The sequence below is a fragment of the Dyadobacter sp. 3J3 genome (assembly GCF_009801115.1).
Classification (GTDB): Bacteria; Bacteroidota; Bacteroidia; order Cytophagales; family Spirosomataceae; genus Dyadobacter.
Window position 1 is genome coordinate 249,374 of record NZ_VTOL01000011.1, and the last position, 26,844, is coordinate 276,217.

Sequence of the window (26,844 nt, forward strand, 5' to 3'; positions counted from 1 at the left end):
CCGTTGAGCTACGATAGTCAGATAGAAGAATTTCATCACGTACAGACTGCGCATTGTGAAAATGGTGTGACCACAGCTTTGTTGCGTCATAATGGCCTGGATTTCATGACCGAGCCTTTGGCTTTTGGTATGGGTTCCGGACTTTTTTATATTCAGATTCCTTTTCTGACTGTAAACAACGGACCGGCGATTTCCTTTCGGACAATGCCCGGAGCAATTTTTAAAAGGACTTGCAAATCGCTTGGTGTTGATGTAAAAAGCAAAAAATTCGGTAGTCCGGAATCGGCTGAGGAATTTTTGAATAAAAAGATCAGTGAACATGTTCCGGTGGGTTGTCAGGTTGGTGTTTTTCATTTAACTTATTTCCCAAAGGAATATCGTTTTCATTTCAACGCGCATAATATTATTGTGTATGGAAAAGAGGACGGGAGATATTTATTGAGTGATCCGACGATGGAAGATGTTACATCGCTGAGCGTGGAAGAACTTAATAAAGTCCGTTTTGCCAAAGGTACTTTTGCTCCAAAAGGTCATATTTATTATCCTGAAAATGTTGGGATAGTGAGTGATGAAATGATCAGAAAAGGAATTGTCAAAGGTATCCGCAGGAACGTGCGTGATATGCTGCATATTCCTGGCAGTTTTGCGGGTGTAGACGGCATTCGATATACCTCCAATAATATCAGGAAATGGCGTGATAAGCTGGGTTTGAAAAAAGCGGGTTTATTTCTTGGCCAGATCGTACGGATGCAGGAAGAAATTGGTACAGGCGGTGGCGGTTTTCGTTTTCTATATGGTGCTTTTCTGGAAGAAGCTGCTGCTTATTTACAGGACGACCGATTGATCGGAATTTCGGAGGAGTTTACAAAATCGGGTGATATGTGGCGTGGAAGTGCTATTCAGATGGCGGGGGTTTACAAAGGAAGATTAACGGAACAGCAAAGTTTTGACGAAATAGCAGATCGGCTTCTGGAAATACGCTCGGTTGAAAAGGAAGCGTTTTTAAAACTTTCTAAATTGAATCTGGGGAAGTAATTATATTTTCTCATTCAACATCAGTTTTACGATGCACAAAGGTCCGTCAATTCATATTGAAAATGTTACTAAAAGATATAAGTCTGCACAGGAAGACAGCCTGAGTCATGTTACCCTGAAAATCAATGAATCGGATGTGTACGGTTTACTTGGGCCAAACGGTGCAGGGAAAACGACACTCATTTCTATTCTCTGTGGAATTATTCCTCCTTCGCAAGGAAATATATCTTTTTACATAGGAGGAGTGGAAATCTCAGGTATAGAACGGAGAAGCAGGCTAGGTTTTGTCCCACAGGAATATGCTTTTTATCAGGAGCTTACACCAAGACAAAATCTGGATTATTTTGGAGCAATGTACAATCTTTCCAAAGGAGTACTGTCGGAACGAATCGGAGAATTGCTTGACGAACTTGGTTTGACAAAGGTTGCGGATAAGGTAGTTTCTACCTTTTCGGGAGGGATGAAAAGGCGTGTCAACCTTGCCATAGGCCTTATTCACAAGCCTGCTGTTTTATTTCTTGATGAACCAACAGTGGGTGTGGATGTACAGAGCAAGAATGCTATCATAAAATATCTTCGGGAAATTAACCGGGCTGGCACAACGATTGTGTATACATCTCATCATATGTCGGAAGCGGAAGAATTCTGTAATCGCATTGCGCTGATTGATCATGGAAAAGTGGTTGCCGAAGGTGGCATGACTGACTTATTAGCTGAAAATAATGTTTCGGGGTTACAGGATTTGTTTATAAAACTGACAGGAGAGGAGTATCGGGATTAACCTATGTTCAAATTTTTTTCATCCATTCGTAAGGAATTTATTTTGCTTGTCAGCGACAAAGTAGGCCTTGCGCTTATGTTTTTGATGCCCCTCCTTTTGGTTTTTATAATCACTATTATTCAGGACAGCGCTTACAAAATCGTGAATGAAAATGAAATTCCGATGCTGGTCGTTAATCATGATGAAGGGAACCAAGGCAATAAATTACTGGATTTACTGATCACATCCCGGCTTTTCAAAATTGATACGTTGAACAGCCTCCCGGAAAAAGCTTTGAAAAAGGAATTGCTGGCAAGAGGAAAGATGATTGCGCTTTTTATCCCGCCTAATTTTACAAGCGGACTGGAAAGTAATACGGGAGAGGTTAGTCACATGATGATGCGTGATTTTGGATTGGAGACCGATTCGGCTATTGTAAAAACGAGAGATATGCCTGCCCTTTCTTTTTACCATGATCCTGTTTTGCAGGAAAATTATAGCGCTTCAGTGATGGGGGTGATAGATTCTTATGTTGGCGTGATCGAGAAGTCTATGATGATCGACAGGATTTATGCCGATATGGATATGGAGCCAAAATCAGAAAAGCTGAATGAGAAAATGGCTGTGAACCGGGTTAAAATTAACCAGATCATCGCCACAAACGGAAATTCCGTTGCGGTGCCAAACTCAACACAACATAACGTACCGGCATGGACAATTTTTGCCATGTTTTTTATGGTTGTCTCACTTGGAAGTAATATTGTAAAGGAGCGGGTTAACGGAAGTTTTTTGAGACTTAAAACGATGCCAACCAGTTTTATGCTGGTGATGTTCAGCAAAATGGCGATTTATGTAGTCGTTGCTATCTCTCAGGTTGCCTTGACATTTTCCGTAGGAATCTGGATTCTACCTAAAATCGGTTTGCCGGAATTAACAATTCCGACTAATTTTCCAGCTTTTGCAGCGGTCGTTTTAATCAGTAGTATGGCTGCTGTAAGTTATGCTTTATTGATCGGAGCTTTGGCGCACACGCAGGAGCAGGCGAATGGTTTTGGCGCGATATCCATTATTATTTTCGGTGCCATTGGCGGTATTTTAGTTCCTACTTTTGTGATGCCGGAATTTATGCAGTTTGCCAGTAATTTTTCACCTTTGCACTGGTGCCTGGAAGGATTTTATATTCTTTTTCTGAAAGGCGGCAGCTGGCATGAGCTTAGGTGGGTTATACTGTTTTTGGGAGTATTCATTTTGATTTGCCAACTTTGCACTTATATTAAACTTAGAATAGAAAAAATTATCTGATACTAATGGAAATTGAAAGCTTAAAGCCAGTTATAAAAGAACAAATCGTACAATATTTGAATTTACTGGATATAAACCCTCAGGATATAAAAGATGATGAACCTCTTTTTGGAGGTGATTTGGGTCTGGACTCGATCGATTCTCTTGAATTGGTGGTGTTGTTAGAAAGGGAATACGGAATTAAAATTACAAATCCTGCTGAGGGACGGAAAATTCTGGTGGATGTAAACCATATGGCAGCGTATATTATAACGAATGCAAAAAAAGCGTGAAGTTTCAGGTAAAGTTTATGTGACGGGGATAGGTATTATTTCTGCACTGGGTGCTAATGTTGAGGAAAATCATACAGGATTACTGAGTGGAAAAGCTGGAATTGGAAAGGCAATTAATTTTGAATCCTATTACACTTCTGTGTTACCTTTTGGTGAAGTTAAATTTAGTAATGAGAAACTGAAAAATATTCTGGGTCTGGAAAATGAGCCAGGTTATACCCGGACTTCACTTTTGGCAGTCAAGGCATTTGAGGAAGCGATTCATGATGCAGGTTTGACAGAACACGAAATTTCCTCTTTTGATACCGCCCTTATTTCTGCAAGTACCGTTGGAGGGATGTGTTTGACGGATCAGTTGTATGAAGACGCGAATTTAAAATCAGCTGGATCTGAGTATCTGGAAGCATATGGCTGTGCAGCGCATACTTTGAAACTGGTTGAAAAATATAAGATCAACGGATTTACGAATACTATTAATACCGCTTGTTCGTCCTCTGCCAATGCCATTATGATGGGTGCCAGATTGATAAAATCCGGTCGTGCCAAACGCGTGATTGTAGGCGGTGTTGATGCGCTGGCAAAATATACGGTCAATGGTTTCAATTCACTTAAAATCCTTTCTGAATCTCCCTGCAAACCTTTTGATGAAAACCGGGATGGCTTAAATCTTGGAGAAGCCGCGGCTTATCTTGTTTTGGAATCCGAAGAAATTGTCGGGAATAAAAAAAAATATGCGGAGATCGCAGGATATGGTAATTCCAATGATGCGCACCATCCGTCTGCTATGTCTGATGACGCGGTTGGTGCTATTATTTGTATGAAGGAAGCGATAAAATCCGCCGGGATTAATGCTTTTGAAATTGATTATATCAATGCGCACGGAACCGGAACACCCAATAATGACAGCGTTGAATTGACCGGAATCTCAACAGTATTTGACAAAGTGCCACCTTTTAATTCAACAAAATCATACACTGGACATACCCTGGGAGCATCGGGAGCGGTTGAGGCTATATTCAGCATATTCAGTTTAATACATTCCGAAATTTATCCAAGTCTGCATATCGAGACAAATATGAAAGACTATGATGCAAAGCCTGTTGGCGAACTTCAAACCGGAATTCCGGTAAAGTATGTTCTTTCTAATTCTTTTGGTTTTGGGGGGAATTGTACTTCTTTGGTTTTGGGGAGGGCGGATTAATCCTCCATCAAATCCTTCAAAATCTTCTGGGCAGCCACGGAAATAATTGTCCCGGGTCCAAAAATTCCTTTCACACCGGCATCATATAAAAACTGATAATCCTGGGAAGGAATTACTCCTCCTGCAACAACCATAATATCTTCCCGTCCTATTTTTTTTAATTCTTCAATAAGTTGTGGAATAAGCGTTTTGTGCCCAGCAGCTAAACTGGATGTACCTACAATATGAACGTCATTTTCAGCTGCGTTTTTTGCAACTTCTTCGGGTGTTTGAAAAAGCGGGCCGATATCTACATCAAATCCAAGATCTGCAAAACTTGTGGCAATTATTTTTGCTCCCCGGTCATGGCCATCCTGGCCCATTTTTGCGACTAAAATCCGGGGTCGCCTGCCTTCCATTTCTGCAAACTGATTAGCCATTTCTTGAGCGAGCCGGAAATTTTCATCATCAGAGACTTCTGATTTATAAATTCCGGATACCGACCGGATTACCGCTTTATATCGTCCGAATTCTTTTTCCATCGCATCAGATATTTCTCCTAATGTAGCTCTTTTACGGGCAGCGTCCACGGCCAGTGCCAGTAAATTACTCTCCATGTCTTTGCCGCCCCTTTTTTTACAAGCAACTGTGATAGCTGCTAATGCTTCCAAAACTTCTTCCTGATTTCTTTGTGATTTTATTCTGATAAGTCGGTTAATCTGAGCTTCCCGGACACTGTTGTTATCAATATCCCGTATGTCCAAAACTTCTTTTGAATCGGTCTTGAATTTATTTACGCCCACTATGATTTCCCTGCCCGCATCAATTCTAGCCTGTTTTCTGGCAGCAGCTTCCTCAATACGCATCTTTGGCAAACCCGTTTCGATTGCCTTTGTCATACCCCCCAGTTGCTCAACTTCCTCAATTAATTCCCAGGCTTTTTGAGAAAGTTCATTGGTAAGATATTCAACATAATAAGAACCGCCCCAGGGGTCAACGGCTTTGCAAATATCGGTTTCAAACTGCAAAAATAATTGGGTATTGCGGGCGATTCTGGCCGAGGCATCCGTAGGTAAAGCAATGGCCTCATCCAGTGAATTTGTGTGTAGCGATTGTGTATGACCTAAAACTGCCGCCATCGCTTCCACGCATGTTCGTGCCACATTGTTATATGGGTCCTGCTCTGTGAGACTGTAACCGCTGGTTTGGCAATGTGCTCGTAATGCCAGGGATTTATCCGATTTTGGATTAAACTGATTCACAATTTTCGCCCATAATAATCTTCCGGCCCGGAGTTTAGCGATTTCCATAAAGTGATTCATACCAATTCCCCAGAAAAAAGATAATCTTGGTGCGAAATCATCAATTTCCATTCCTGCCTTAAGGCCGGTTCTAATATATTCCAGTCCATCTGCAAGCGTGTAAGCAAGCTCGATATGTGCCGGCGCACCGGCTTCGTGCATATGATAACCGCTGATACTGATGGAATTAAATTTTGGCATTAAACGGGAGGTATAAGCAAATATATCTCCGACAATGCGCATGGAAGGCGTAGGTGGGTATATGTAAGTATTGCGCACCATAAATTCTTTCAGAATATCATTCTGAATGGTTCCGGAAAGTTTTTCTGCAGATACGCCCTGTTCCTCGGCTGCGACAATATAAAACGCCATAATAGGAATAACGGCTCCGTTCATGGTCATGGAAACCGACATTTCATTGAGTGGTATCTGATCAAAAAGTATTTTGACATCTTCTACCGAATCAATGGCGACGCCTGCTTTTCCAACGTCACCCGTAACACGCGGGTGATCCGAATCATATCCCCGATGTGTGGCCAGATCAAAAGCCACAGAAAGTCCTTTTTGTCCTCCCGCAAGATTACGTCTGTAAAATGCATTGGAATCCTCAGCGGTGGAAAAACCAGCATACTGGCGTATCGTCCACGGTCTTTCCAGATACATACTGGCGTAAGGACCGCGAAGATAAGGCGCGGAACCTGCACCGGAACTGAGGTGACCGGATTCAGCCAAGTCTTCTTTTTGGTAGGATGATTTTAATTTTATTCCTTCCTGGGTTAGAAAAGGCTTTGCCGATTTTTCGGGAAGAGGTATCGTTTCTTCACTTTTTTGAAGCGTAATATTTTTAAAATCAGGCTTCATAATTTTAGTTTTTATTTTAAAAGCAGATTTGGTTTCTGACTTCCTCTATTTTTTGAAAATTGTTGTAGACAAATTCCTATTGGGCAAAGTTAAAAAGTCGGTAAAATTATTTTTCGAACTGTCAATTTCACTTATGTAAACGGAATCTACTTCCGACTTGTATTTATTAACGCCGATCATAATTTTTCCGCCATTCAAATCGTCTATTTTTTTCTGCCAGGAATTTTCAATTTCTGACTGGATAAAACCTTGTTTAAAAGCGGAAATCAGGCCTCCTTTTTCTTCTGTTTGTAAAAATAATTCCCAGGCTGCATCCGCAATTTTTAGCGACATCATTTCAATTTGATAAGAACCAGCTCCCGGATCTGCAACCGCACTAAGGTAACTTTCATTTGCGAGCAACGAGGAAACATTTCTGGCCACCCGCTCGCTGAATTCTATCGGATGTTTAAACGAATGATCAAAAGCCTGAACCGACAATCCGTTACATCCGCCAATAACGGCACTCATGGCCTCAGAAGTTGATCTTATCATATTAGTTTCGGCGGAGTGCGCTGAATCGTAAAATGTAGAAGTCTGCGCTTGAATAAAAACGTTACAAAGTTCATCAGGTACCTGATAAGCCCGGCTGATTTTTCTGTAAAGAAATCTTAAAGCACGAAGTTTTGAAATTTCTGTCAGATACTCTGTACCAATCGATATGGAATAAAAAAATCGGGATAATGCATGGAGCGGAGAAATTCCGGCATCGGTCAATTTGTCAAGATAATGAACCGTTGAAGCCAGCAGAAAAGCAAGCTCCTGAACCACATTTGCACCTGCGTTATGGAACACGTGACTTTCGATCATAAACGGACGAAATTCACGCATCAGTTTTGTCTGGTTTAGGACTTTGCAGATGTTTTCCGTTGCTTCTTCAAAATCATTTCCGGTACGCATCCAATTCGCCAAAGGATCATTATAAATCCCGCCTTTCAGGTAATATCCGGCGCCGCGGGAAATTTCTTCAAATAAATTTTCAGAATTTATTGATGTACGAAAAAATATTGGTGTGTCACTCAGCCTTATCCCATGCAATGTTTTCGAAAGCTCAGATTTTATAAGATCCATTTCTGTCAGATCAAGGATAACCGCGTCAGCACCGGATTCCAAAGAAGATTTTAGTTTTGCATTGTTTGGCCAGGCTTTGTCGAAAGAAATGAAAGGTATATTGAGCCATCCTGGATTTTTTTTCTGGCAATTTTGTAAATTACTTATCGCTTCATCTTCGAGGTTTTCCCCTGTGTAATAAGGTTCTACGAATAAATCAGGAGCGATCTCCCAACTGCCGATCCTTGTTTTATTTTCTCCTAGTTCTTTTTCAGCCTGCTTTTTCCAGGTGTCTTTTGTTGAGAATTTGAATTCTGAAAACAGCAGTTTTGACATAATTTCAATTTTGACAGAACATTTTTTTCAAAGTCGGCGTGCCTGAACAAAGCTACTAATTTGAGATTACATTTTTTTAATTCTCATGTTACCAGACAGGAAATTGGCCGTCAATAGGTTGGATTATTCCAATGGATTTATTTTTGGGCTTGGTATTCCTTGGGAATGGTTTTAAATTCAACACTGGTTTATCTGCAGAGACCATCTATTTTCTTATCTTTGCCGTCCTTTTGATTTATGATATCTGATTACGCAAGTTTGACATTGGAAAGAGTAACCGCACATAGAGAAGTAGACCAAATATGGGATAGTTGCCTTCGGGTGATTCAGCAGCATATTCCTGAGCAGAGTTTTAAAACGTGGTTCGAGCCAATCCGACCACTGAAAATCTATGGTAAAGTCCTTACGATTCAGGTACCAAGTCAGTTTTTTTACGAATGGCTGGAAGATAACTACGTTAATCTCTTAAGAAAAGCTTTGGACTATGCCATCGGTCGTGATGGTCTTCTGGAATATTCAATAATCGTTGACACAGGAAACGAGAAGCATCAGCCGCTTACCATGAATGTGTCGACTGTGAAGTCGCCGAAATATTCGAAACCTGATAATTTTGCTACGGACCCAAGAATGGGTTCAAATAATAATAATGTGAAAGATCAGGATTCGATGAATCTTGACACGTATCTGAATCCGAATTATTCTTTTGATAATTTCATCGAAGGAGATTGTAATCGTTTGGCGCGTTCTGCGGGCTTTGCAGTTGCTCAGCGACCTGGCTTGACTTCCTTCAACCCTTTGATGATGTACGGCGGCGTGGGGCTTGGTAAAACGCACCTTGTACAGGCTATCGGGAACTATATCATGAACCACTTCGACAATAAGCTGGTACTTTACGTTTCTTCGGAGAAATTTACAAATCAGTTTATCAACTCGATCAAAAACAATACGCTGCAAAATTTCACGGATTTCTACATGAAAGTGGATGTTTTGGCGATTGATGATGTTCAGTTTTTGTCAGGAAAAGAAAAAACACAGGATACTTTCTTCCATATATTTAATCACTTGCACCAATTAGGCAAGCAGATTATCATGACGAGTGACCGTCCGCCGAGAGAGCTTGAAGGTTTGCAGGATCGTTTGCTATCACGCTTTAAATGGGGTTTAACGGCGGATTTGCAAACGCCGGATTTTGAAACACGTATTGCTATTATTCAAAAGAAAATCCAGGCGGAAGGAATCGATATCAATTATGATGTAATTGAATATATAGCGCACAGCGTGAATTCTAACGTGCGTGAACTGGAAGGTGTAATTGTTTCTTTGATGGCTCAGGCTTCTTTGACTCGTCGTGAAATTGATGTTGAACTGGCGAAAAATACGCTGAAAAACATCGTGATGAACGAGGATAAGGAAGTTACGATTGATACGATTCAGGAAGTTGTAGCAGATTATTTCAAAGTAACCATTGCTGATCTGAAAAGTAAAAGCCGTAAAAAAGAAGTGGTTTATCCGCGTCAGCTTGCTATGTTTCTGGCAAAAGAATACACTGATCTTCCTTTGAAATCTATTGGCTATCATTTTGGGGGAAGAGATCACAGTACGGTTATTCACTCGATTCAAAGTGTAAATTTACTGATGGACGAAACACCTGATGTAGAAGAAACTTTGCAAAAGCTTCGCAGTTACTTTAAGTAAAAAATAGTCAGTTTATGACTTTGCCGATCCTGCTTCCGCGCTCCGAAATTATTGATGAGCGCTGGAATGAGTTGATCACAAAATCTGAACAAAGCATAATATATGCAAACAGTTGGTATCTTGACGTTGTTTGCGATAATTGGAAAGCGATCGTTTGGCCTTCTGCTGACGATTATCAGATTGTAATGCCCTTGCCAATTAAACGCAAATGGAATATTGAAGTAGTTCAGCAGCCTTTATTTTGTCAATATCTGGGCTTATTTTCAATAGATAAAATTTCGGAGCAACAGCTTTATTTGTTTTTGAAAAAACTTTCTTCCTCTTTTTCCTACATCTCTTCCTATCATTTTCATCCTGATCATTCAGCGATTCTATCGGATGTCTTTCATCACTTTCCAAAATTCGAAGTAAAGCATAATCATACTTACTGGCTTTCTTTATCTGATTCACTTCCTGACATTCAGTTAAAATATTCTTCTGACCGAAAAGCCAATTTGAAAAGGGGTGAAAAATTTGATTGGATAATTAAACCCAGTGAAGATATTGAGCCTCTTATTCAATTATTTCGAGACCATCATGCGGCAGGAATTTCGGGCGGAGTTTCTGAAAAAGCATATGAAATTTTGTCTTGCTTATTTAACGCATTAAAAATTAATAGCGCAGCAAATGTTTTCTATGCAGAAAAGGATGGCAGGATTAATGCAGGAGCTTTGTTTGTGAAAGCGGATAAAATGGTAATATTTTTGTTCAATGCAGCAGATTTGATAGGAAGAAAAGAGAACGCCCGAACCGTTTTGCTGGATCATTATTTCAAACTATATGCTGGAAAATCACTGAGTTTTGACTTTGAAAGTCCTGAGATAAAAAAAATTTCCAGTTTCTACAAAAGTTTTGGAGCTTCTCCCGTTCCTTATTTTTCAATCAGAAAAAACGATTTGCCATTTCCTTTCAAACAAATTCAAAACTGGCGGGTGAAGAAATCACTTAAATCAGGCACTAACTAAAAGCTTTTGAAATCCCAAACAACTTTTACATTTCGTTAACCTTCTTTTACAGGTCATTAACAGACGACAGGATAAAGACTATTAGCTTTGTTGAAATCTTAAAAACAATGAGAATATGACCAAGCTGGTGTGCGTATGTACTTTATTGATGTTTGTTTTTTGCATTTCTTCTAATGGACAAGGCAAAACTGACCAATCCCAAAATAATATCAAGTCTGAAACCAAAAACACAAGCTATTCTTATGGGCCTGACGCAATGGTTCGTAATGTCAAAAAAGGCAGAAACGGGACCATTTTGTTTGCCGCATCATCTTCTGGTGTTTTTCGATATGATCCAAAACAGGATGTAGGCGAATCATTTACTAATCTCACAAGTGAAATAGGTTCTCATAGATTCTGGGATGTTCTGGAAGATCGGCGTGGAAACTTATGGTTCGCTTCTACTGATTCCGGGGTTTATTATTATGATCGCAAACGGACAGTTGGGAAATCCTTTCAACATTTTACTACAAAGGATGGGCTTGTGAGCAATATTGTCTTTAAGATTTATGAAGATAAAGCCGGAAATATTTGGTTCGCCACAGCAGGTGGAGCAAGCCGCTTTGATCCCAACCAGACAGTGGGGAAATCTTTCCGGAATTTTACGACGAAAGACGGAATTCCCAATAACAATATTACAACTATTATGGAAGACAAAACCGGGAAATTATGGTTTGGAACACGTGGCGATGCTTGTTTTTATGACGGAAAAACATTTACAGTTTTCAGAAATAAAGACGGTAAACCCTTTTACAATGTCGGGGATATAATCGAAGATCGAAAAGGTAATATTTGGTTCGGGGGCTCGATAGTCAAAGACCGAAAAAGAACATCAGGTAAAGGCATTATTTTGACCGTTGAAGCCGGGCTTTGGCGCTTTGACGGCACCACCTATACCAAGGTGTCGGAGAGAGGTGCATCTGCAATGATTGAAGATAAAAAAGGAAATATTTGGACTACTGGTAGCATAAATCCTCCTAACGGAGCGGTCTGGGCACTTTCCCGTTACAGTCATAATACATTATACAATAAAAAACCCACTGTAACCGAAATAATGACAATAAAAGGACCGGGAATGCTTTGCGGGATTTTGGAAGCTAACGATGGAAGTATTTGGTTTGGAGCTTTGGGAGCTGAGAGTGGGGTATTTCGTTACGATGGAAAGACCATCAGGGATTTTAAACGTAAAAAGGGTCAGAAATAATTTGTATCGGCGATTTGAAAATCATTTCTCAATTATTAATCAATTTTATTTCTGTTTTATGAATAAGGAGCTATCAGTCATTTACTTAATTTTAACTATTATCCCATTGTTCTTTGGGTGCGGTGGAGGTGTAAAAGAGGAAAATAAAAATATCGAAACGGAAAGCTCTACCTCTCTGGGACATGTATCAAATGAAAAATATAGTATAGATACAAAGGAAAGTGTTGTAACATGGAAAGGTTCAAGCTTGATTGGTTCAAACAGTCATACCGGATACGTATATATATCGCAAGGGGAATTGATGATTGAAAACGGTAAACTTAAAGGCGGGTCAGTTGAAATCGACATGAATACAATTGAAGATAAAAACCATGGTCGTGATAATAAACTAGTTAACCATTTAAAAGATCCTGATTTTTTTGATATTAAAAAATTCCCATTTTCCAAAATTACTATTACCAAGATTGCATATATAAATGCTGATAATCATAAAGTTACCGGGAATCTGAGCATTAAAGCAATTACACACTCCGTTACATTTCCAGTCCGGATGGAAGTTAAGAATGGAGTTGCGCAAGCAAATGGCTGGCTGGTCATTGATCGTGCAAAATGGGACGTGCGTTATAAATCAAGTAAATTCTATGATATTTTAGCTAATCAGGTTATATCGGATTCGATTGAATTCCAGGTAAAAATTATAGCAAAAAAATAATATATTAATCAATTAAAACCATTGAAGTTCAGTCTGAAGATTTTTGACCGATTTGATATCCATTTCCAGAGATCCGATGGCAAGTTCCACCTCAGCTTTAAGAGGAATTTTATTGACGTCATCTGAAACCCATAACTTTACTGCGCCTTCTCCCTTAAATAATTTATTATCAGGAATTAAAGGATTTAATTTCAAAACTTTAATCTTTCCAAATTTCGTTTTGATCACGTCTTTACCAGCATATTTGATACGAAGTTTATAAACCTCGTCACCAAAAAAAGTCGGAATTTCAATAACTTCACCCAAAGCTACTTTCTCAAAATTTATTGTACGAAGAAAAAAATAGCCGCTGATGATGTCATTGATATTATTAGGGCAGTTAAATGTCTTGGTTTCATCCTTAATGGTCGAAGTAGCCTGATCTTTGTCGTGATTAAAAACAATTGTTTCCTCTTTCCGGTATTTATTTTCCTGAATGCTCTGGTAAAACATATGCGGCACAATGGCAAGCGTATCCACATACGATCGCCAATTGTCACGTACACGCGTGATCAGATCAAAAGCTCCAACAGTTCTGCCAGTAACGTTGATCTTGTAACACGGGTGATTATTGACAATTGATAAGTTTCTGGCAATTTCAACCTTGGCCTCGGCCGCATTGATAAAACCGTAATGAACGCGGTATTCTACCTTTTCACCAAAACTGAAACTTTTATTTACGATAATTCTATTTTGTTCAAACTGCCTGAAAGCCAGGATTCCCATAAGTGATAAAACTGCAATAATCGTAATTTTCAATCTCTTCATATATATCGTTGTATTACTATAAGGAAGGATATTTTTCTTTTAAATAGGACAAATACTTTCTGAAATTCCCTCCGAATTTTGTTTCAAATTCATTACGAAATAAATTTTGCTTTGACTTATAAGTCTGATAACTGATAAAGTAAGCATTATTAGGCAGGTTTTTACCTTCCCACCGGCTTTTGGTTTTCAACGTTTTTTTATCAGCAAACAGTGTATCAGCATCATTAAGTATTTTTAAAATTACCTGATTCTTTAAAATATCCTTTGCTGAGGTGTCCAGTTTCACTTTGTCAAATGAAGTATATAAGCTGTCAAGTCTTGAAATTCCCCTCAGCATATGCTGCGAATAAGCATCGTTATATTTTTTCGAAAATTGATATGTACGAAGTTCTTTCGATTCCAGACCATATTTTTGTTTTAAAAAACGAATTGCTCCCAAATCTCCGACGAAACTGGCCAGATTTTCATTCAATTCAAGGTCATTTTTGACAAAAAGCGTACCATGCGTAAGTTCATGGAGTATTAAATTGGCCAGACTTCCCTCACGCCTCCTTAACATACTGGAAAGAATCGGGTCTTTCAGATATCCAAGTGTAGACCACGCTGACACTTCCCCGATGTCGGTATCAAAACCTTCCTGTTTCAAAACCTTCTCTTCCCGCACGGCCCGGGTTGAATCGAAATATCCTTTATATGGGAAAGTACCAATGATTGGAAATGACCATTTGTAAGCATTTATTCGATATCTGTCCGAGGCATTGATAACCCATATTAGCGGTTTTCCGTGTTGATTATAAAATGTTGTATAATTTTTTGAAGGACTCAAACCAAGAGAATCCACACCAAATTGCTTGATTTCTTCAATAAGCCGAATTCTTGATTTTAAAGAATCCGGAAATGCAGGATCATGAAGAACTTCTTCCACATCCTGAACATTCATAAGAATTGTAACCTGCCCTTTGGCCTGCATCCAGCCGTAACTGACCAGATCATGGTAATAAATACCAAGCAAAATCAGCAAAACAAATAAGCCAAGAAATATTTTTTTTACCACGGAAATACAAATTTGTTTTATCGAAAAAGGCCAGTCAATATAACCGGCCTTTTTCGATAAAACAAAAATAGAGAAAACCTGCTGGTTTAATTGACGGGATTACAATTTCTTAATGTCCGGAAACGGAGAATTTTGAAATTCGATAAGTTTGTTAATTCATTTTGTGAAAATTTGTGCATTCGTGGCAAAAATTTACCACGAGGCACAAATTTCAAACCAAGTATAGAGGGAGGGTGTTTACATGTATTTCAGATCATTGTCCGGTTTAAGCCGAATAATTTTCAGTTTGTTGAGTAGCAAAATGAAAGGATAAGTAGGATCGAACTCATGCCATTTAAAACCGAAATTGGCTCGGCCACCGTATTTGTGGTGATTGTTATGATAGGATTCTCCCATCATCAGAAAGTCAAAAGGGAGCAGATTTTTGGCCGTATCGTCTACTTTAAAGTTTACATATCCGTAACGATGTGCATACCAGTTGATGATGACGCCGTGAACGGGACCCATCAGGAAATGAATGGGCAGCAATAAAAACATCCACCAGGAAGTAGCAAATTGTATATAAAAAGCAATATAAAATACGCCCCAGCCAATTCTTGAAATCCAGGAGTCTCCAAGTTTTTCCATGAATTCCCAATGAGGTACACCTTTCTTGAATTTAGGTTCAATTGTGTCGGTTTTGTGAACGATGTTGTTATAGTAATTTTTCGTCTTCCACATCATATCCACGATGCTGTCGGAAAAACTTGGAGAGTGCGGATCGAGCTCTGTATCCGCATAAGCATGATGTAGCCTGTGCATGACGCCATATGCATAGGGACTTAAAAAAGAGGATCCCTGAAAAACCCACGTGGCCGTATAGAAAAATTTCTCCCAGGCCGGACTCATTGTAAACATTTTGTGAGCTGCATAACGATGCAGGAAAAATGTCTGCATTAATAAGGACAAGTACCAATGCGCAATAAAAAAGATTAATATGATCATTTAAGCAGATCGAAAAGAAGAATATGATTTTAACTGGACAAATTTATTCAGGCAGCAACAAAGGGAAGATGATAAAAATCAGTTGTGGCAGAGACTTTGATCTGGCATAAAAAAGGAAATTTTTTAGGATAGCAGGCTTCCCGGGAATTAAGTTTGTCAAACCAAATAATGATACTAATAGTAAAAATTATTTTTACGAAATATGACCATAAATACTTGAAAAATAATTTCGATTTAAGTACTAAATATCTGTTTAATATTATGTTATAAATTTTTTGTGTAATACTTTAATTGATACGGAAAATATCATATCTTTGTTACTGAGTTTATCGAATGGCTGTAAACAGCTTAAATAAATTCTAAGATCTAATACTCCGGGCTAGAGAATTTATTTTTTATGTCTCGTTAAAAAGGGGTAAATTTACATTAGTCAAATGAGTGATTTCTCGCGGTTTTAAAATGAAAAACCGCTTTTATGTACAAACCAAATCAACTTGTCCTGCTTTATGGCACAATCAACAACAACGGATAAAGAAAACAAATTAAAAGCACTTCAGACAACGCTTGAAAAACTTGACAAAACGTACGGTAAAGGAACTGTAATGCGTTTGAGTGATAGTAAAGTGTTGGATATACCGGTTATTTCAACAGGTTCTCTTGGGCTCGATCTTGCCTTGGGAGTAGGAGGAGTTCCTCGTGGCCGTGTGGTTGAAATTTACGGGCCTGAATCTTCCGGTAAAACTACACTGTCAATGCATTGCATTGCAGAGGCTCAGAAAAAAGGTGGATTGGCTGCATTTATTGATGCTGAACATGCTTTTGACCGTGCTTATGCTGAAAAGCTTGGAATTGATACAAAAAATCTTTTGATTTCCCAGCCAGATAATGGTGAACAGGCACTGGAAATTGCTGAACATTTGATCAGCAGTGGAGCTGTGGATATTATCGTGATTGACTCGGTTGCCGCTCTGGTTCCCCGTGCGGAACTTGAAGGCGAGATGGGGGATAGTAAAATGGGTCTTCAGGCTCGTTTGATGTCACAGGCACTGCGTAAGCTTACAGGTGTAATTAATAAAACTGGATGCTGCTGTATCTTCATCAACCAGCTTCGTGAGAAGATCGGTGTAATGTTTGGTAATCCTGAAACAACAACCGGTGGTAATGCATTAAAATATTATGCTTCTGTTCGTTTGGATATTCGTCGGGTAGGTCAGATCAAGGAAAGTGCTGATCAGATTCTTGGTAACCGTACGCGTGTGAAAGTTGTTAAAAATAAAGTGGCTCCTCCATTTAAAGTAGTTGAATTCGACATCATGTATGGCGAAGGAATCTCGAAAGTAGGAGAGATCATTGACCTTGCTGTGGAACTTGAAATTGTTAAAAAATCAGGTTCATGGTTTAGTTATGACGGAAATCGTCTTGGACAAGGCCGTGATGCAGTAAAAGCGCTTATCAAAGATAATCCGGAATTGATGGATGAACTGGAAGCAAAAGTTCGTGCGAAAGTAAACCATGAACCAGATGTTTTGGTTGATACATTGGAACCAAATATTGTTGATGAAGGAGCACCTGAATGATCCAGGTCTTGAATAACCTATAAAAGTAAAGCCCTCCGGAATTTCCGGAGGGCTTTACTTTTATTATATGTTTGAGGTAGATTTAGAATCTACCTTTTTCATCATCATCATCGTCAAAATCGAAATCTTCATCATCCGGCCCGGAGAACATACTACTCACAAGATCCTGGAATTTAATTCCCTGGTCAAGCGATTGTTTTCCGATCAAAGAATATTCCGCCATACCGTGCAGTGCAAATTCCATCATGAAAAGTTTTTCATTCGCATCGCCATAGGCACTTAGCATATCAACGAAATCATCAAGTCCATCTATGGTTTTAAGACGGGCGATGTATTCACGATCCGGCATATCACCGATCATTTCCATTTCATTTCCTGAACCAAACCATTCAATTACTTTCGCAAATGGATTGATCTTGCTTTTCTTCGATTTTTCGGGATCAGGGAAATAATTCAGGAATTGTGTACGAATCGCCTTTCCAATCAGGTTTTGCGCAACAATCACTGGTCCTTCAACTTCACCTTCATAAACCAATTCAACTTTACCACAAATTGCAGGGATTACGCCGTATAGGTCAGAAATACGTACATAAGTTGAATCTTCACCATTGATTAGTGCACGTCTTTCAGCAGAACTTAAAAGACTTTCGTAAGCAGAGATTGTCAAACGGGCAGAAACACCACTTTTGCTATCCACATATTCACTTTCACGCGCTTCAAAAGCAATTTGTTCAATCAAAGTTTTGATCAGCTCATTAACCTTAACGATCTGCTTTTGTTCTTTTTTTACAACAGCTTCCTGTTCAGTAATTTTCTTACCGACTTCAAGCGTTTTCGGATAATGCGTTACAATCTGGCTTTCAATTCGGTCTTTCAAAGGTGTTACAATACTACCACGATTTGTATAATCTTCCGGATTGGCAGTAAATACAAATTGAATATCAAGCGGTAACCTCAATTTAAAACCACGGATCTGAATATCACCTTCCTGCAAAATATTGAACAAAGCAACCTGAATACGCGCCTGCAAATCGGGCAATTCATTGATTACAAAGATCCCACGATGTGAACGGGGAATCAAACCATAATGAATAACGCGTTCGTCCGAATATGGCAACCGTAAAGTAGCTGCTTTAATTGGATCAACATCACCAATTAAATCCGCCACAGATACATCCGGCGTAGCCAGTTTTTCTGTGTACCGCTCACTTCTGTGAAGCCATTCAATCGGTGTATTATCACCTTTTTCTTCAATTACATCTTTTGCAAAACGTGATAACGGGGCCAACGGATCATCGTGAAGTTCAGAGTCTTTCACGAATGGAATATATTCATCCAGCAAATTCACCATCATACGGGCAATACGCGTTTTCGCCTGTCCACGCAAACCCAATAAATTGATGTTGTGCATCGACAGGATCGCACGTTCCACATCAGGAATTACAGTTTCTTCATATCCCCAGATACCAGGAAAAACTTCTGTTTTACTTTTTATTTTTTCAATAAGGTTATCCCGAAGTTCCTGCTTGATAGAACGGGACTCGTAACCAGCTTTTTTTAATTCACCAAGCGTATGAATGCCCAATGTTTGTGTACTTGTCAGCTCTGAATATTTCATGTATCATTAGGCTAGTTTACCGCGCATAAGCTACTGAGCGCATTTCGCGGATTACAGTAATTTTTATTTGTCCCGGATACTGCATTTCTTTTTCAATTTTTTGCGAGATGTCAAAAGAAAGCATACCCGCTTTTTCATCAGAAACATTATCGGCATCGATGATCACACGAAGTTCACGACCGGCCTGAATTGCATAACATTTCTCAACTCCATCAAATGACATGGCCATATTTTCAAGGTCACGCAGACGCTGGATGTAAGATTCCATCATCTCACGGCGGGCACCCGGACGGGAACCTGAAATCGCATCACACACCTGAATGATCGGAGACAAAATACTCGTCATTTCAATTTCATCATGGTGAGCTCCGATAGCATTACATACTTCCGGATTTTCCTTGAATTTTTTGGCAAGTTCCATACCCAGAATTGCGTGTGGCAAATCTGATTCTTCCGGCCAGACTTTTCCAATGTCGTGTAACAGACCGGCACGTTTTGCCAGTTTAGTATTTAACCCTAATTCAGCCGCCATAGTTGCACAAAGCTTTGCAACTTCTCTTGAATGCTGCAAAAGATTTTGTCCGTAAGAAGAACGGAAGCGCATACGTCCGATCATTTTTACAAGCTCAGGATGAAGGCCATGAATACCCATATCGATAACGGTACGCTCGCCAATTTCAACGATTTCATCGTCAATATTTTTACGCGTTTTCGCAACAACTTCTTCAATACGTGCCGGGTGAATACGACCATCCTGAACAAGACGGTGTAAAGAAAGACGTGCAATTTCACGGCGAACCGGGTCAAATCCTGAAATTACGATCGCTTCCGGCGTGTCGTCCACTATGATTTCAACACCAGTTGCAGCTTCCAAAGCGCGGATATTACGTCCTTCACGACCGATGATTTTCCCTTTAATATCGTCATTTTCAATATTGAAAACAGATACACAGTTTTCAATCGCATGTTCTGCGGCTGTACGCTGGATGGTTTCAATAACAATTTTCTTAGCTTCTTTTGTAGCGGTAAGGCGAGCTTCTTCCATAGCGCTTTTCACGTATGAACCTGCTCTGGTATCAGCTTCTGCTTTCAGGGCGTCCACCAATTGATCTCTTGCCTGATCAGCCGTTAAGTTTGCCAGTTTTTCAAGTTGTGCAACTTGCTGACTAAGCATTTTTTCAGCCTCTTCACGTTTTTTAGAAGCAGTTTCAAGCTGATGCGTCAGGTTGGTTTTAAGTGTTTCAACTTCTGCTTCCTTACGCTTGCTTTGTTCAACTGTTTGCTGAAGACTTTGCTCACGTTGTTTCAGCTTTTGTTCATTTGTTTGAAGAATTACCCTTTTCTTGTTGGATTCTTCTTCAAATTCACTTTTCAGTCGCAGGTACTTTTCTTTTGCTTCAAGAATACGGTCTTTTTTGATGTTTTCGGCCGATTGCTCAGCGTTGCGCACGATCTCAGCCGCCCGGTCCTGGGCTTCTTTTTCTTTTTGATCGAATGACTTTTTGAAAATGTATTTACCTGCAAATACCCCCACACCCAGTGCGATGATATCAGATAGAAGTGCAATAAAAATTAAAGAATTTGACATTTTAGTAATGTGTTTACAATAGTTGGGTTCTACCGACTAACTGCGTTTAAAATGCCGAACTTCTCTGTTTACGGTTATAAGGAGATCATTTACGATTAATAAAAAGTTTAAATGATTGCAAACGAGTTACTTATCTATTTGCAAGGCAGAAAATTTACAGACTTAATTAGGGATACCTTCTGAAACTTTTTCATCCAGAATATTCACCCTGTTATCGAACATGGACATAAGACGTTCTGTCTCGGCTTGATTTCTTTGCAATGCCACCAGGCACTCAATAGAAGCAAGCGCTATGGCCTCGATATCGTCGTAACCTTTCCCTTTTCCTTTATTCTTAATTATTCGTACTCTTTCCATGAATGTATCATAACCGTCCCTGTAAAATATTTCCTGGTCAGCCGGAACACTCAACTTGAAACCTCTGTCAAGTATCTTGATGAAGACTGAAACATCGGGATTGGGTATATGATTATTTTTCATAAGGTATCTTCAAGCAATTCAATGCACTTATCGATCTCTTCAATATATCGTTCAACAGATTCTTTCAGTTCGGACAAACCGCCTGTTGGTGTCAGTTTACTAGTGACAATTTTAACGAAAGTTTTAGACTTATTAAAGTCTTTTTGCAAAGTAGTGTATTTTTTCTTTATTTCTTTTACTTCTTCCTTTAACTCGCTGTTGTTATTACGTAACTCTGAGTTCTCGCGTAATAATTCTGAAACTGACCAACTTAGTTTCTCTTTCGTCATGATTAAGATGTCCAACTTCTTCTCCAAGTCGGATAATTTTCTTTCAATCATACGTGGAGTGAGCTCTTCCATTTTTTTGACGAAAGCGGATCTAGCCGCAGTTAAAAGTTAAAACCGAACGGATTACCGTCCGGTTTTAATATCGTTTGTACGTTTTACAAAACCTTTATTTTTCTTAAATTCCGTATTAATCAAACGGATTGGTAATTATTATTTTCTAATGACAGCACCCAATTCGCGCTCGTAGGTGGTGATCAACCGATGCATTGATTTTTCAATTACTTTGTCGGTCAGCGTTTGCTGATCATCTTGTAAAATGAAACTGATAGAATAGGATTTCTTTCCTTCCAGATTCGCTCCTTCGTAAACATCAAAAACATTTACTGAACGTAATAATTGGCGTTCTGTTTTATAAGCGATCTGACGAAGTTCTTCAAAAGTGATTTTCTTTTCAACAACCAGCGATAAATCTCTTCGTACTTCCGGGAAACGGGAAACTTCTTTGAACTGAACTGCATAATTATATTGGCGCAGCAAATAATCCCAGTCAAAATCAGCAAAATAAACCGGAGATTTGATATCTCCTTTTTTGGTGATCGAAGATTTTAACAGGCCGAAACTAACCAGCGGTTTTTTATTAAGCGTAAGCATAATTCCTTGTTGGAAAATATTTGCGTCAGCAGCTTCCTTTTCTACATTTTTCACTTTCATGGCCGACAATACCTGATTAACCGCAGCTGCAAGATCGTGGAAAGTCACATCTCTCGACTTTTCAAGCCACGTTTCTTCCTGGAAATTTCCGGAAATGAAAAGAGCCAGACGTTCTTTCTCAGAATACTTTCCGTTTAACTCATGGTATGTTTTACCGAATTCGAAAATTTTAAGATCTTTTTGACGGCGGTTTGCATTGTAAGCAATAACTTCCAAACCTGAGAAAATTAGAGTCTGACGCATTACTGACAGATCTTCGCTCAGATAATTCAAAATCTTAACCGGATTACCAAAAACACTTTCGCCCAAAGTAGACTGTGGTTCAGGTTTTGTCAAAGAGTTTGTTATAATTTCATTATAACCATTAGCAGCCAACAATTCCGAAAGACGCATTTTTAGTTTTTCCGGATCATTAACCGGGAAATCAGAAAGGAAATCAGAACTCAGACCGGCCGATAATTCAATTTGACCAAAACCATAGATACGCAGAATTTCCTCGATCACATCCGCTTCACGCTGTACATCCACGCGGTATGGTGGAACGATAGCAGTGAAGCCAATTTCATCTTCATTCTGAATTTTAATATCAAGTCCGGTTAAAATCGTTTTGATTATCGATTTATCAAGTGGCTTTCCTAGCAGACGGTCGATGTGACGATATTTCACATTAACTTCAAAATCTTCAACCGGGTTGGGATAAATATCGGTAATGTCAGACGAGATTGTTCCGCCTGCGATTTCTTTTACCAAAAGCGCCGCACGTTTTAGTGCATAAAGCGGCATATTCGGATCTGTTCCTCTTTCAAAACGGAAAGAAGAATCTGTTTTCAAACTAAAACGTTGCGCTGTACGACGAACCCATGCCGGATCGAAATAAGCTGATTCTAAAAAGATAGAAGTTGTTTCCGCAGTCACACCCGAAGTTAAGCCACCGAAAACACCGGCGATACACATCGGTTCAGTTTCATTGCAGATCATCAGATCCAGATCAGAAAGTTTTCTTTCCTGTCCGTCCAGTGTCACAAATGGAGTGCCTGCTGCTACCGTTTTTACAATTACCTTATTTCCCGTGATTTTATCAGCATCAAAAGCGTGCATCGGTTGGCCAAGATCATGGCAAATGAAATTGGTAATATCAACGATCGAATTAATCGAACGAATCCCGATTGTAGCCAACCGTTGTTTCAACCACTCCGGCGAATCTGAAACTTTAATTCCTGTAATTGTAATACCAGCATAACGAGGTGCCGCTTCTTCATTTTCTACCGTTACCGTTATTGGTAAATTATGATTTTCAACGGCAAAAGAATCAACCGAAGGCAATTTGATTTCGCGATTCAAAACCGCTTTCAAATCACGCGCTACTCCATAATGTGAGGCTGCGTCGGCACGATTTGGTGTCAATCCGATTTCAATCATGAAATCAGAAGAAATCCCGAAATATTCAGATGCCGGTGTCCCGTTTGAAAGAACAGTATCCAAAACCAGAATTCCATCGTGAGATTCTCCCAAACCCAATTCATCTTCCGCACAAATCATTCCTTCTGAAACTGCTCCTCTTATCTTTGATTTTTTCAAAACCAAAGGTTCGTCACTTCCCGTTGGATATAACGTTGCGCCCACGGTAGCCACAATTACTTTTTGTCCGGCTTCAACATTTGGAGCTCCGCAAACGATATTTAACGGTTGTTCCAAACCAACATCAACGGTTGTAATTTTTAGACGATCTGCTTCCGGATGTTTTTCACAAGTCAGTACTTCACCGATTACAACCCCTTTCAAGCCACCTTTTATGGATTCAACCTCCTCGATTCCTTCAACTTCCAGGCCTGTTCCGGTTAGTAATACACCTATTTCTTCCGGGGATTCTGTAATTTCAATTATTTCTTTAAGCCACTTATACGAGATCTTCATGCGGGTATTTTATATAGGTACGAGGTGAGAAGCTATTAAAACCTCTTATCTTTTTGTTGCTTGTAATATTTTAACAAAATTAATGATTTCCTTGTTCTCCTGCGCGTATTGCTACTGATAAAGTATTTTCTTTTGGAGGAACCGGGCACGCGTAGGTTGGTGCATACACGCAATAAGGGTTGTAAGCTGTGTTAAAATCAAGGACCAGCGAATCGCCCTTTATTTTGGAAACCGGATAATCCAGATAACGGCCACCTCCGTAAGTTTCTTTTCCACTGGTAGCATCTTTGAAAAGAACAGAAATCACTGCTTCATTTTTCAATAACAAAAGTTTCTGCGCTACACCATTTATACTGAAATTAGCATAACCCATTTTTTCATAAGTAGTTGTGCTTCCATCCGTATACGGAACTTTCAGTTCAACATCCTTTTTATCGTAAGGTGAAATATATGCTTTTACACGATATGATGGGTCGATGTCAAAATAATGGAGCCCGTGAAAGTTGTCTTTGTCCTGAATGGGAGAGTCTTTTGTAGTCCTGAACTGATCGTCTTTTGAAACCCTTTCCTGTGTAATTTTTTCGATGTATTGCTGCGGATTTGCAGCGATCAAATCGTCTTTATCTGCCTCAGCATTGCCGGAACTAAAATTTTCAATAAAAAAATAAGCGAGGATAGCCACAAGCATCGCCAGGGTACTCCAGCGTATTACTTTGTTTTTGAACATAATATTGCAAATCAATTAGTAAAAAGAATTACAAACTTACATCTGAAATATGCGTTTGTAAAAATCAGAACCGGATTATTTATTTTTTTATGATAATTTTGGAACTTCCCGGCTGCGGAATTTGCGTTGTTGAATGAAATTTACCTAAATTCACCTGCCAAATAATTAAAAAACAATACCTGATCCATTATATGTCCTACACAAAACGAGTACTCATTGCCGAAGACAGCTCAGTAATTCAAAATCTGGCAAGGAAGATTCTGGAATTTCAACACTATGAGATTACTTCCGTAAAGAATGGAGAACAAGTGTTACAGCTTCTTGAAAAGGAAGATTTTGACATCATTTTGCTGGATATCAATATGCCTGTGATGGATGGAATGGAGTGTGCACGGAATATTAGAAAATTGGCAAATGCTGACAAAGCAAAAACACCAATTGTAGCGATAACTGGCAACGCCAAAAATTATTCAGAAGAAGACTTTAAAGAAGCCGGATTCGACGATGCGCTTATGAAACCTTTAAACTTTGACCGTTTGGTAGAAGTGGTTGCGCATTTGACAGAATAATTTGTTGCATGAAGATTACATTTTTAGGAACCGGCACATCACAAGGAGTACCCGTTATTGCTTGTGATTGTGTCGTTTGCCGTTCAACTGATTTCCACGATAAACGTCTCAGAACCTCCGTCTGGATTCAGGTTCATGGAAAATCTTTTGTAATTGACACCGGTCCGGATTTTCGGCAGCAAATGCTTCGGGCCAATGTCCGTGAACTGGATGCTATTATTTACACACACCAACATAAAGACCACACCGCAGGCCTGGATGACGCCCGCGCATTCAATCATCGTCAGGGAAAAGATATCCCGCTTTATGGACGGCAAGAAGTTCTGAATCAGATTCAGGTTGAATTTGCTTATGCATTTCAGGAAATGCGCTACCCCGGCGTTCCACACTTTGAGTTGCATTCAATAGAAAATGAACCGTTTGAAGTTCAGGGTGTTAAGTTTACGCCCATCGAAGTAATGCATTACAAACTAGCCGTCTATGGCTACCGTATCGGCGATTTTACCTACATAACCGACGCCAATTATATCTCCGAAATAGAACAGGAAAAAATTGCAGGCACGCGCGTTCTCGTCCTGGATACACTACAAAAAGAACCACATCTTTCTCATTTCACGCTTTCACAAGCACTGGAATTAATTGATAAACTCAACGTTCCTATGGCTTATCTGACGCATATCAGCCATCGACTTGGATTACATGCCGAGGTTGAAAAGGAGCTGCCTCCGAATGTGAGGCTGGCTTACGATGGGTTGGTTTTGGAGTTGTGAAGTAGTAGTGGGGAATATATTTAAAGCAGTATTTTACCAAACTATATTCAAATCGTACTGATTTAAATATTCGTCTAGTGTAATTATACTTAAATTCATGCTTATAGCGGTTGATGCAATAATCCTGTCAAAAGGATCTTTATGAAAAGATGGCAATATGAGTAGTTCGTTTAAAAAGGCTATTTCGATTGGGATGATTGAAATATTGGAGATTGAACAAGCGTTAATAAGGTCATTAATAGTGTATCCCAGTTCTAATTTTACTAAACTTAATTTTATTGTGATTTCCCAAAAGGAAGCAACACTTATATAAAGCTCTGAATCTTCATCGCTTAATATTCTCTTTGCCAATGGAGAAAGATTTTTATTGTCATCTTGCATCCAAAGTAGTGTGTGAGTATCTAATAAATATTGTGGCATCTTACATGTAATTCTTAAAATCTTCAAGAGGAGTATCAAAATCATCACTCATTTTCATTTTTCCCTTTAATAAACCCAAAATACGCTTCTTCTCCATTTTTGGCTGATTGATTTTTTTTTCCAAAATAAAATCAACAAAGTCTTCCACTTCCTTTTGATAGGCAGTTGGTAATTTTTTTACTTTTTCTATTAATTGAATCTCGGACATTTTATAATATTCTTTAAATTCAATAGACAATATCACGAATGATTTATTATTGGCTTTCTGAATTTATTTCTAAGGTTGTGCAATCCAACAGCCAACATCATGATTAAGTGTCTGGCTTTGGAACACTTTAACCGTACCTTATTTCTGACTATTTTTAGCCTTTTAATGGAAGAAAATACGTTCTCTATAAGTACACGTTCTTTACTAATTCCTTTATTGATAGACTTTTGCAAATCTGTTAATTCTCGTTTCTTAGGTTTTTTGAAAGGTAATATTGCACAGGGGCAATCTTTTTCAGCTCCCTGAAACCCTAAATCAAGCAAAAGGTTAAGTCCCTGGGTATGAATCTGAACCTGAT

At 39.1% G+C, this 26,844-nt stretch carries 26 protein-coding genes; 12 read left to right on the top strand and 14 right to left on the bottom strand.

The window, feature by feature from the left end; translation table 11 throughout:
• The first annotated feature begins 3 nt into the window (after positions 1-3).
• The 5 genes from FZF08_RS23210 to FZF08_RS23230 are packed head-to-tail and all read left to right on the top strand — an operon-like array spanning position 4 to position 4,570.
• Positions 4-1,035 carry a BtrH N-terminal domain-containing protein gene (locus tag FZF08_RS23210; protein ID WP_159474075.1) on the top strand — a complete coding sequence of 344 codons (1,032 nt, stop codon included), beginning with the start codon at positions 4-6 and terminating at the stop codon, positions 1,033-1,035.
• A 31-nt stretch (positions 1,036-1,066) separates the two neighbouring features.
• Positions 1,067-1,816 (top strand): ABC transporter ATP-binding protein, encoded by a 750-nt coding sequence (locus FZF08_RS23215; protein ID WP_159474078.1) that lies wholly within the window; start codon positions 1,067-1,069, stop codon positions 1,814-1,816.
• Positions 1,817-1,819: 3 nt separating this feature from the next.
• Entirely contained in the window at positions 1,820-3,097 is a 1,278-nt protein-coding gene (locus FZF08_RS23220) for an ABC transporter permease (RefSeq protein ID WP_159474081.1), read from the top strand.
• 5 nt (positions 3,098-3,102) lie between these two features.
• The gene (locus tag FZF08_RS23225; RefSeq protein WP_159474084.1) at positions 3,103-3,369 is read left to right on the top strand and encodes a phosphopantetheine-binding protein; all 267 of its coding nucleotides are present in this window, start codon (positions 3,103-3,105) and stop codon (positions 3,367-3,369) included.
• On the top strand, positions 3,353-4,570 hold the full coding sequence (locus FZF08_RS23230; RefSeq protein ID WP_159474087.1) for a beta-ketoacyl-[acyl-carrier-protein] synthase family protein: 1,218 nt from the start codon (positions 3,353-3,355) through the stop codon (positions 4,568-4,570). The genes FZF08_RS23225 and FZF08_RS23230 overlap by 17 nt, the downstream gene beginning before the upstream one ends.
• Here the strand turns inward: FZF08_RS23230 and scpA are convergent.
• Together scpA and FZF08_RS23240 are read right to left on the bottom strand one after the other, a co-directional pair.
• Complete coding sequence (scpA, locus tag FZF08_RS23235) at positions 4,567-6,711, bottom strand: methylmalonyl-CoA mutase (RefSeq protein WP_159474091.1); 2,145 nt, start codon at positions 6,709-6,711, stop codon at positions 4,567-4,569. The two genes, FZF08_RS23230 and scpA, sit on opposite strands and share 4 nt — an antisense overlap.
• Positions 6,712-6,756: 45 nt before the next feature.
• Complete coding sequence (locus FZF08_RS23240; protein ID WP_159474094.1) at positions 6,757-8,136, bottom strand: methylmalonyl-CoA mutase family protein; 1,380 nt, start codon at positions 8,134-8,136, stop codon at positions 6,757-6,759.
• A 237-nt stretch (positions 8,137-8,373) separates the two neighbouring features.
• Between FZF08_RS23240 and dnaA the strand changes: the two genes are divergently transcribed.
• The 4 genes from dnaA to FZF08_RS23260 all read left to right on the top strand — a co-directional run bounded on the left by dnaA (position 8,374) and on the right by FZF08_RS23260 (position 12,790).
• Positions 8,374-9,831 carry a chromosomal replication initiator protein DnaA gene (gene dnaA, locus FZF08_RS23245; protein ID WP_159474096.1) on the top strand — a complete coding sequence of 486 codons (1,458 nt, stop codon included), beginning with the start codon at positions 8,374-8,376 and terminating at the stop codon, positions 9,829-9,831.
• A gap of 14 nt (positions 9,832-9,845) precedes the next feature.
• Positions 9,846-10,835: a GNAT family N-acetyltransferase gene (locus tag FZF08_RS23250; RefSeq protein WP_159474098.1), complete on the top strand. Its 990-nt coding sequence runs from the start codon at positions 9,846-9,848 to the stop codon at positions 10,833-10,835.
• Positions 10,836-10,950: 115 nt separating this feature from the next.
• On the top strand, positions 10,951-12,078 hold the full coding sequence (locus FZF08_RS23255; protein WP_229216660.1) for a two-component regulator propeller domain-containing protein: 1,128 nt from the start codon (positions 10,951-10,953) through the stop codon (positions 12,076-12,078).
• A 58-nt stretch (positions 12,079-12,136) separates the two neighbouring features.
• Positions 12,137-12,790, top strand: coding sequence for a YceI family protein (locus FZF08_RS23260; protein WP_159474101.1), 654 nt, complete (start codon positions 12,137-12,139; stop codon positions 12,788-12,790).
• 12 nt (positions 12,791-12,802) lie between these two features.
• On the opposite strand, the gene FZF08_RS23265 is transcribed toward FZF08_RS23260, so the two are convergent.
• From FZF08_RS23265 to FZF08_RS23275, 3 genes are all read right to left on the bottom strand, one after another.
• Complete coding sequence (locus FZF08_RS23265; protein WP_159474106.1) at positions 12,803-13,597, bottom strand: DUF3108 domain-containing protein; 795 nt, start codon at positions 13,595-13,597, stop codon at positions 12,803-12,805.
• A gap of 16 nt (positions 13,598-13,613) precedes the next feature.
• The gene (locus FZF08_RS23270; protein ID WP_159474109.1) at positions 13,614-14,651 is read right to left on the bottom strand and encodes an aminopeptidase; all 1,038 of its coding nucleotides are present in this window, start codon (positions 14,649-14,651) and stop codon (positions 13,614-13,616) included.
• A 237-nt stretch (positions 14,652-14,888) separates the two neighbouring features.
• On the bottom strand, positions 14,889-15,635 hold the full coding sequence (locus FZF08_RS23275; RefSeq protein ID WP_159474112.1) for an acyl-CoA desaturase: 747 nt from the start codon (positions 15,633-15,635) through the stop codon (positions 14,889-14,891).
• A 506-nt stretch (positions 15,636-16,141) separates the two neighbouring features.
• Here FZF08_RS23275 and recA point away from each other — a divergent pair.
• Entirely contained in the window at positions 16,142-17,212 is a 1,071-nt protein-coding gene (gene recA / locus FZF08_RS23280; protein WP_159474115.1) for a recombinase RecA, read from the top strand.
• An 82-nt stretch (positions 17,213-17,294) separates the two neighbouring features.
• Here the strand turns inward: recA and FZF08_RS23285 are convergent, their stop codons facing one another.
• The 6 genes from FZF08_RS23285 to FZF08_RS23310 all read right to left on the bottom strand — a co-directional run bounded on the left by FZF08_RS23285 (position 17,295) and on the right by FZF08_RS23310 (position 24,519).
• On the bottom strand, positions 17,295-18,830 hold the full coding sequence (locus FZF08_RS23285; RefSeq protein ID WP_159474118.1) for a sigma 54-interacting transcriptional regulator: 1,536 nt from the start codon (positions 18,828-18,830) through the stop codon (positions 17,295-17,297).
• 16 nt (positions 18,831-18,846) lie between these two features.
• Positions 18,847-20,418 carry a ribonuclease Y gene (gene rny / locus FZF08_RS23290; protein WP_159474121.1) on the bottom strand — a complete coding sequence of 524 codons (1,572 nt, stop codon included), beginning with the start codon at positions 20,416-20,418 and terminating at the stop codon, positions 18,847-18,849.
• Positions 20,419-20,580: 162 nt separating this feature from the next.
• Positions 20,581-20,898, bottom strand: a complete 318-nt coding sequence (locus FZF08_RS23295) for a cell division protein ZapA (RefSeq protein ID WP_137341441.1) — start codon at positions 20,896-20,898, stop codon at positions 20,581-20,583.
• Positions 20,895-21,239: a hypothetical protein gene (locus FZF08_RS23300; protein ID WP_159474124.1), complete on the bottom strand. Its 345-nt coding sequence runs from the start codon at positions 21,237-21,239 to the stop codon at positions 20,895-20,897. The genes FZF08_RS23295 and FZF08_RS23300 overlap by 4 nt, the downstream gene beginning before the upstream one ends.
• 138 nt (positions 21,240-21,377) lie before the next feature.
• The gene (pheT, locus tag FZF08_RS23305; RefSeq protein ID WP_159474127.1) at positions 21,378-23,792 is read right to left on the bottom strand and encodes a phenylalanine--tRNA ligase subunit beta; all 2,415 of its coding nucleotides are present in this window, start codon (positions 23,790-23,792) and stop codon (positions 21,378-21,380) included.
• Positions 23,793-23,871: 79 nt separating this feature from the next.
• Positions 23,872-24,519 carry a DUF1684 domain-containing protein gene (locus tag FZF08_RS23310; RefSeq protein WP_159474130.1) on the bottom strand — a complete coding sequence of 216 codons (648 nt, stop codon included), beginning with the start codon at positions 24,517-24,519 and terminating at the stop codon, positions 23,872-23,874.
• A 191-nt stretch (positions 24,520-24,710) separates the two neighbouring features.
• Between FZF08_RS23310 and FZF08_RS23315 the strand changes: the two genes are divergently transcribed.
• Both FZF08_RS23315 and FZF08_RS23320 read left to right on the top strand, forming a co-directional pair.
• Positions 24,711-25,088, top strand: coding sequence for a response regulator (locus FZF08_RS23315; RefSeq protein WP_137341445.1), 378 nt, complete (start codon positions 24,711-24,713; stop codon positions 25,086-25,088).
• A gap of 8 nt (positions 25,089-25,096) precedes the next feature.
• Positions 25,097-25,858, top strand: a complete 762-nt coding sequence (locus FZF08_RS23320) for an MBL fold metallo-hydrolase (protein WP_159474133.1) — start codon at positions 25,097-25,099, stop codon at positions 25,856-25,858.
• 33 nt (positions 25,859-25,891) lie between these two features.
• On the opposite strand, the gene FZF08_RS23325 is transcribed toward FZF08_RS23320, so the two are convergent.
• The 3 genes from FZF08_RS23325 to FZF08_RS23335 all read right to left on the bottom strand — a co-directional run.
• Positions 25,892-26,278, bottom strand: coding sequence for a type II toxin-antitoxin system VapC family toxin (locus tag FZF08_RS23325; protein ID WP_159474136.1), 387 nt, complete (start codon positions 26,276-26,278; stop codon positions 25,892-25,894).
• A gap of 1 nt (position 26,279) precedes the next feature.
• The gene (locus FZF08_RS23330; RefSeq protein WP_159474139.1) at positions 26,280-26,516 is read right to left on the bottom strand and encodes a DUF2281 domain-containing protein; all 237 of its coding nucleotides are present in this window, start codon (positions 26,514-26,516) and stop codon (positions 26,280-26,282) included.
• A gap of 2 nt (positions 26,517-26,518) precedes the next feature.
• Positions 26,519-26,844: transposase family protein (locus tag FZF08_RS23335; RefSeq protein ID WP_159474142.1), on the bottom strand; the 326-nt coding region annotated here is incomplete at its 5' end.

Coding starts and splice junctions, on each gene's coding strand:
- FZF08_RS23325 (WP_159474136.1), bottom strand. CDS start 26,278: ATGCCACAATATTTATTAGATACTCACACACTACTTTGGATGCAAGAT.
- recA (WP_159474115.1), top strand. CDS start 16,142: ATGGCACAATCAACAACAACGGATAAAGAAAACAAATTAAAAGCACTT.
- FZF08_RS23220 (WP_159474081.1), top strand. CDS start 1,820: ATGTTCAAATTTTTTTCATCCATTCGTAAGGAATTTATTTTGCTTGTC.
- FZF08_RS23250 (WP_159474098.1), top strand. CDS start 9,846: ATGACTTTGCCGATCCTGCTTCCGCGCTCCGAAATTATTGATGAGCGC.
- FZF08_RS23295 (WP_137341441.1), bottom strand. CDS start 20,898: ATGAAAAATAATCATATACCCAATCCCGATGTTTCAGTCTTCATCAAG.
- FZF08_RS23315 (WP_137341445.1), top strand. CDS start 24,711: ATGTCCTACACAAAACGAGTACTCATTGCCGAAGACAGCTCAGTAATT.
- FZF08_RS23240 (WP_159474094.1), bottom strand. CDS start 8,136: ATGTCAAAACTGCTGTTTTCAGAATTCAAATTCTCAACAAAAGACACC.
- FZF08_RS23310 (WP_159474130.1), bottom strand. CDS start 24,519: ATGTTCAAAAACAAAGTAATACGCTGGAGTACCCTGGCGATGCTTGTG.
- FZF08_RS23285 (WP_159474118.1), bottom strand. CDS start 18,830: ATGAAATATTCAGAGCTGACAAGTACACAAACATTGGGCATTCATACG.
- FZF08_RS23265 (WP_159474106.1), bottom strand. CDS start 13,597: ATGAAGAGATTGAAAATTACGATTATTGCAGTTTTATCACTTATGGGA.
- FZF08_RS23230 (WP_159474087.1), top strand. CDS start 3,353: ATGCAAAAAAAGCGTGAAGTTTCAGGTAAAGTTTATGTGACGGGGATA.
- FZF08_RS23320 (WP_159474133.1), top strand. CDS start 25,097: ATGAAGATTACATTTTTAGGAACCGGCACATCACAAGGAGTACCCGTT.
- FZF08_RS23255 (WP_229216660.1), top strand. CDS start 10,951: ATGACCAAGCTGGTGTGCGTATGTACTTTATTGATGTTTGTTTTTTGC.
- FZF08_RS23215 (WP_159474078.1), top strand. CDS start 1,067: ATGCACAAAGGTCCGTCAATTCATATTGAAAATGTTACTAAAAGATAT.
- dnaA (WP_159474096.1), top strand. CDS start 8,374: ATGATATCTGATTACGCAAGTTTGACATTGGAAAGAGTAACCGCACAT.
- rny (WP_159474121.1), bottom strand. CDS start 20,418: ATGTCAAATTCTTTAATTTTTATTGCACTTCTATCTGATATCATCGCA.
- FZF08_RS23225 (WP_159474084.1), top strand. CDS start 3,103: ATGGAAATTGAAAGCTTAAAGCCAGTTATAAAAGAACAAATCGTACAA.
- FZF08_RS23275 (WP_159474112.1), bottom strand. CDS start 15,635: ATGATCATATTAATCTTTTTTATTGCGCATTGGTACTTGTCCTTATTA.
- scpA (WP_159474091.1), bottom strand. CDS start 6,711: ATGAAGCCTGATTTTAAAAATATTACGCTTCAAAAAAGTGAAGAAACG.
- FZF08_RS23300 (WP_159474124.1), bottom strand. CDS start 21,239: ATGGAAGAGCTCACTCCACGTATGATTGAAAGAAAATTATCCGACTTG.
- pheT (WP_159474127.1), bottom strand. CDS start 23,792: ATGAAGATCTCGTATAAGTGGCTTAAAGAAATAATTGAAATTACAGAA.
- FZF08_RS23260 (WP_159474101.1), top strand. CDS start 12,137: ATGAATAAGGAGCTATCAGTCATTTACTTAATTTTAACTATTATCCCA.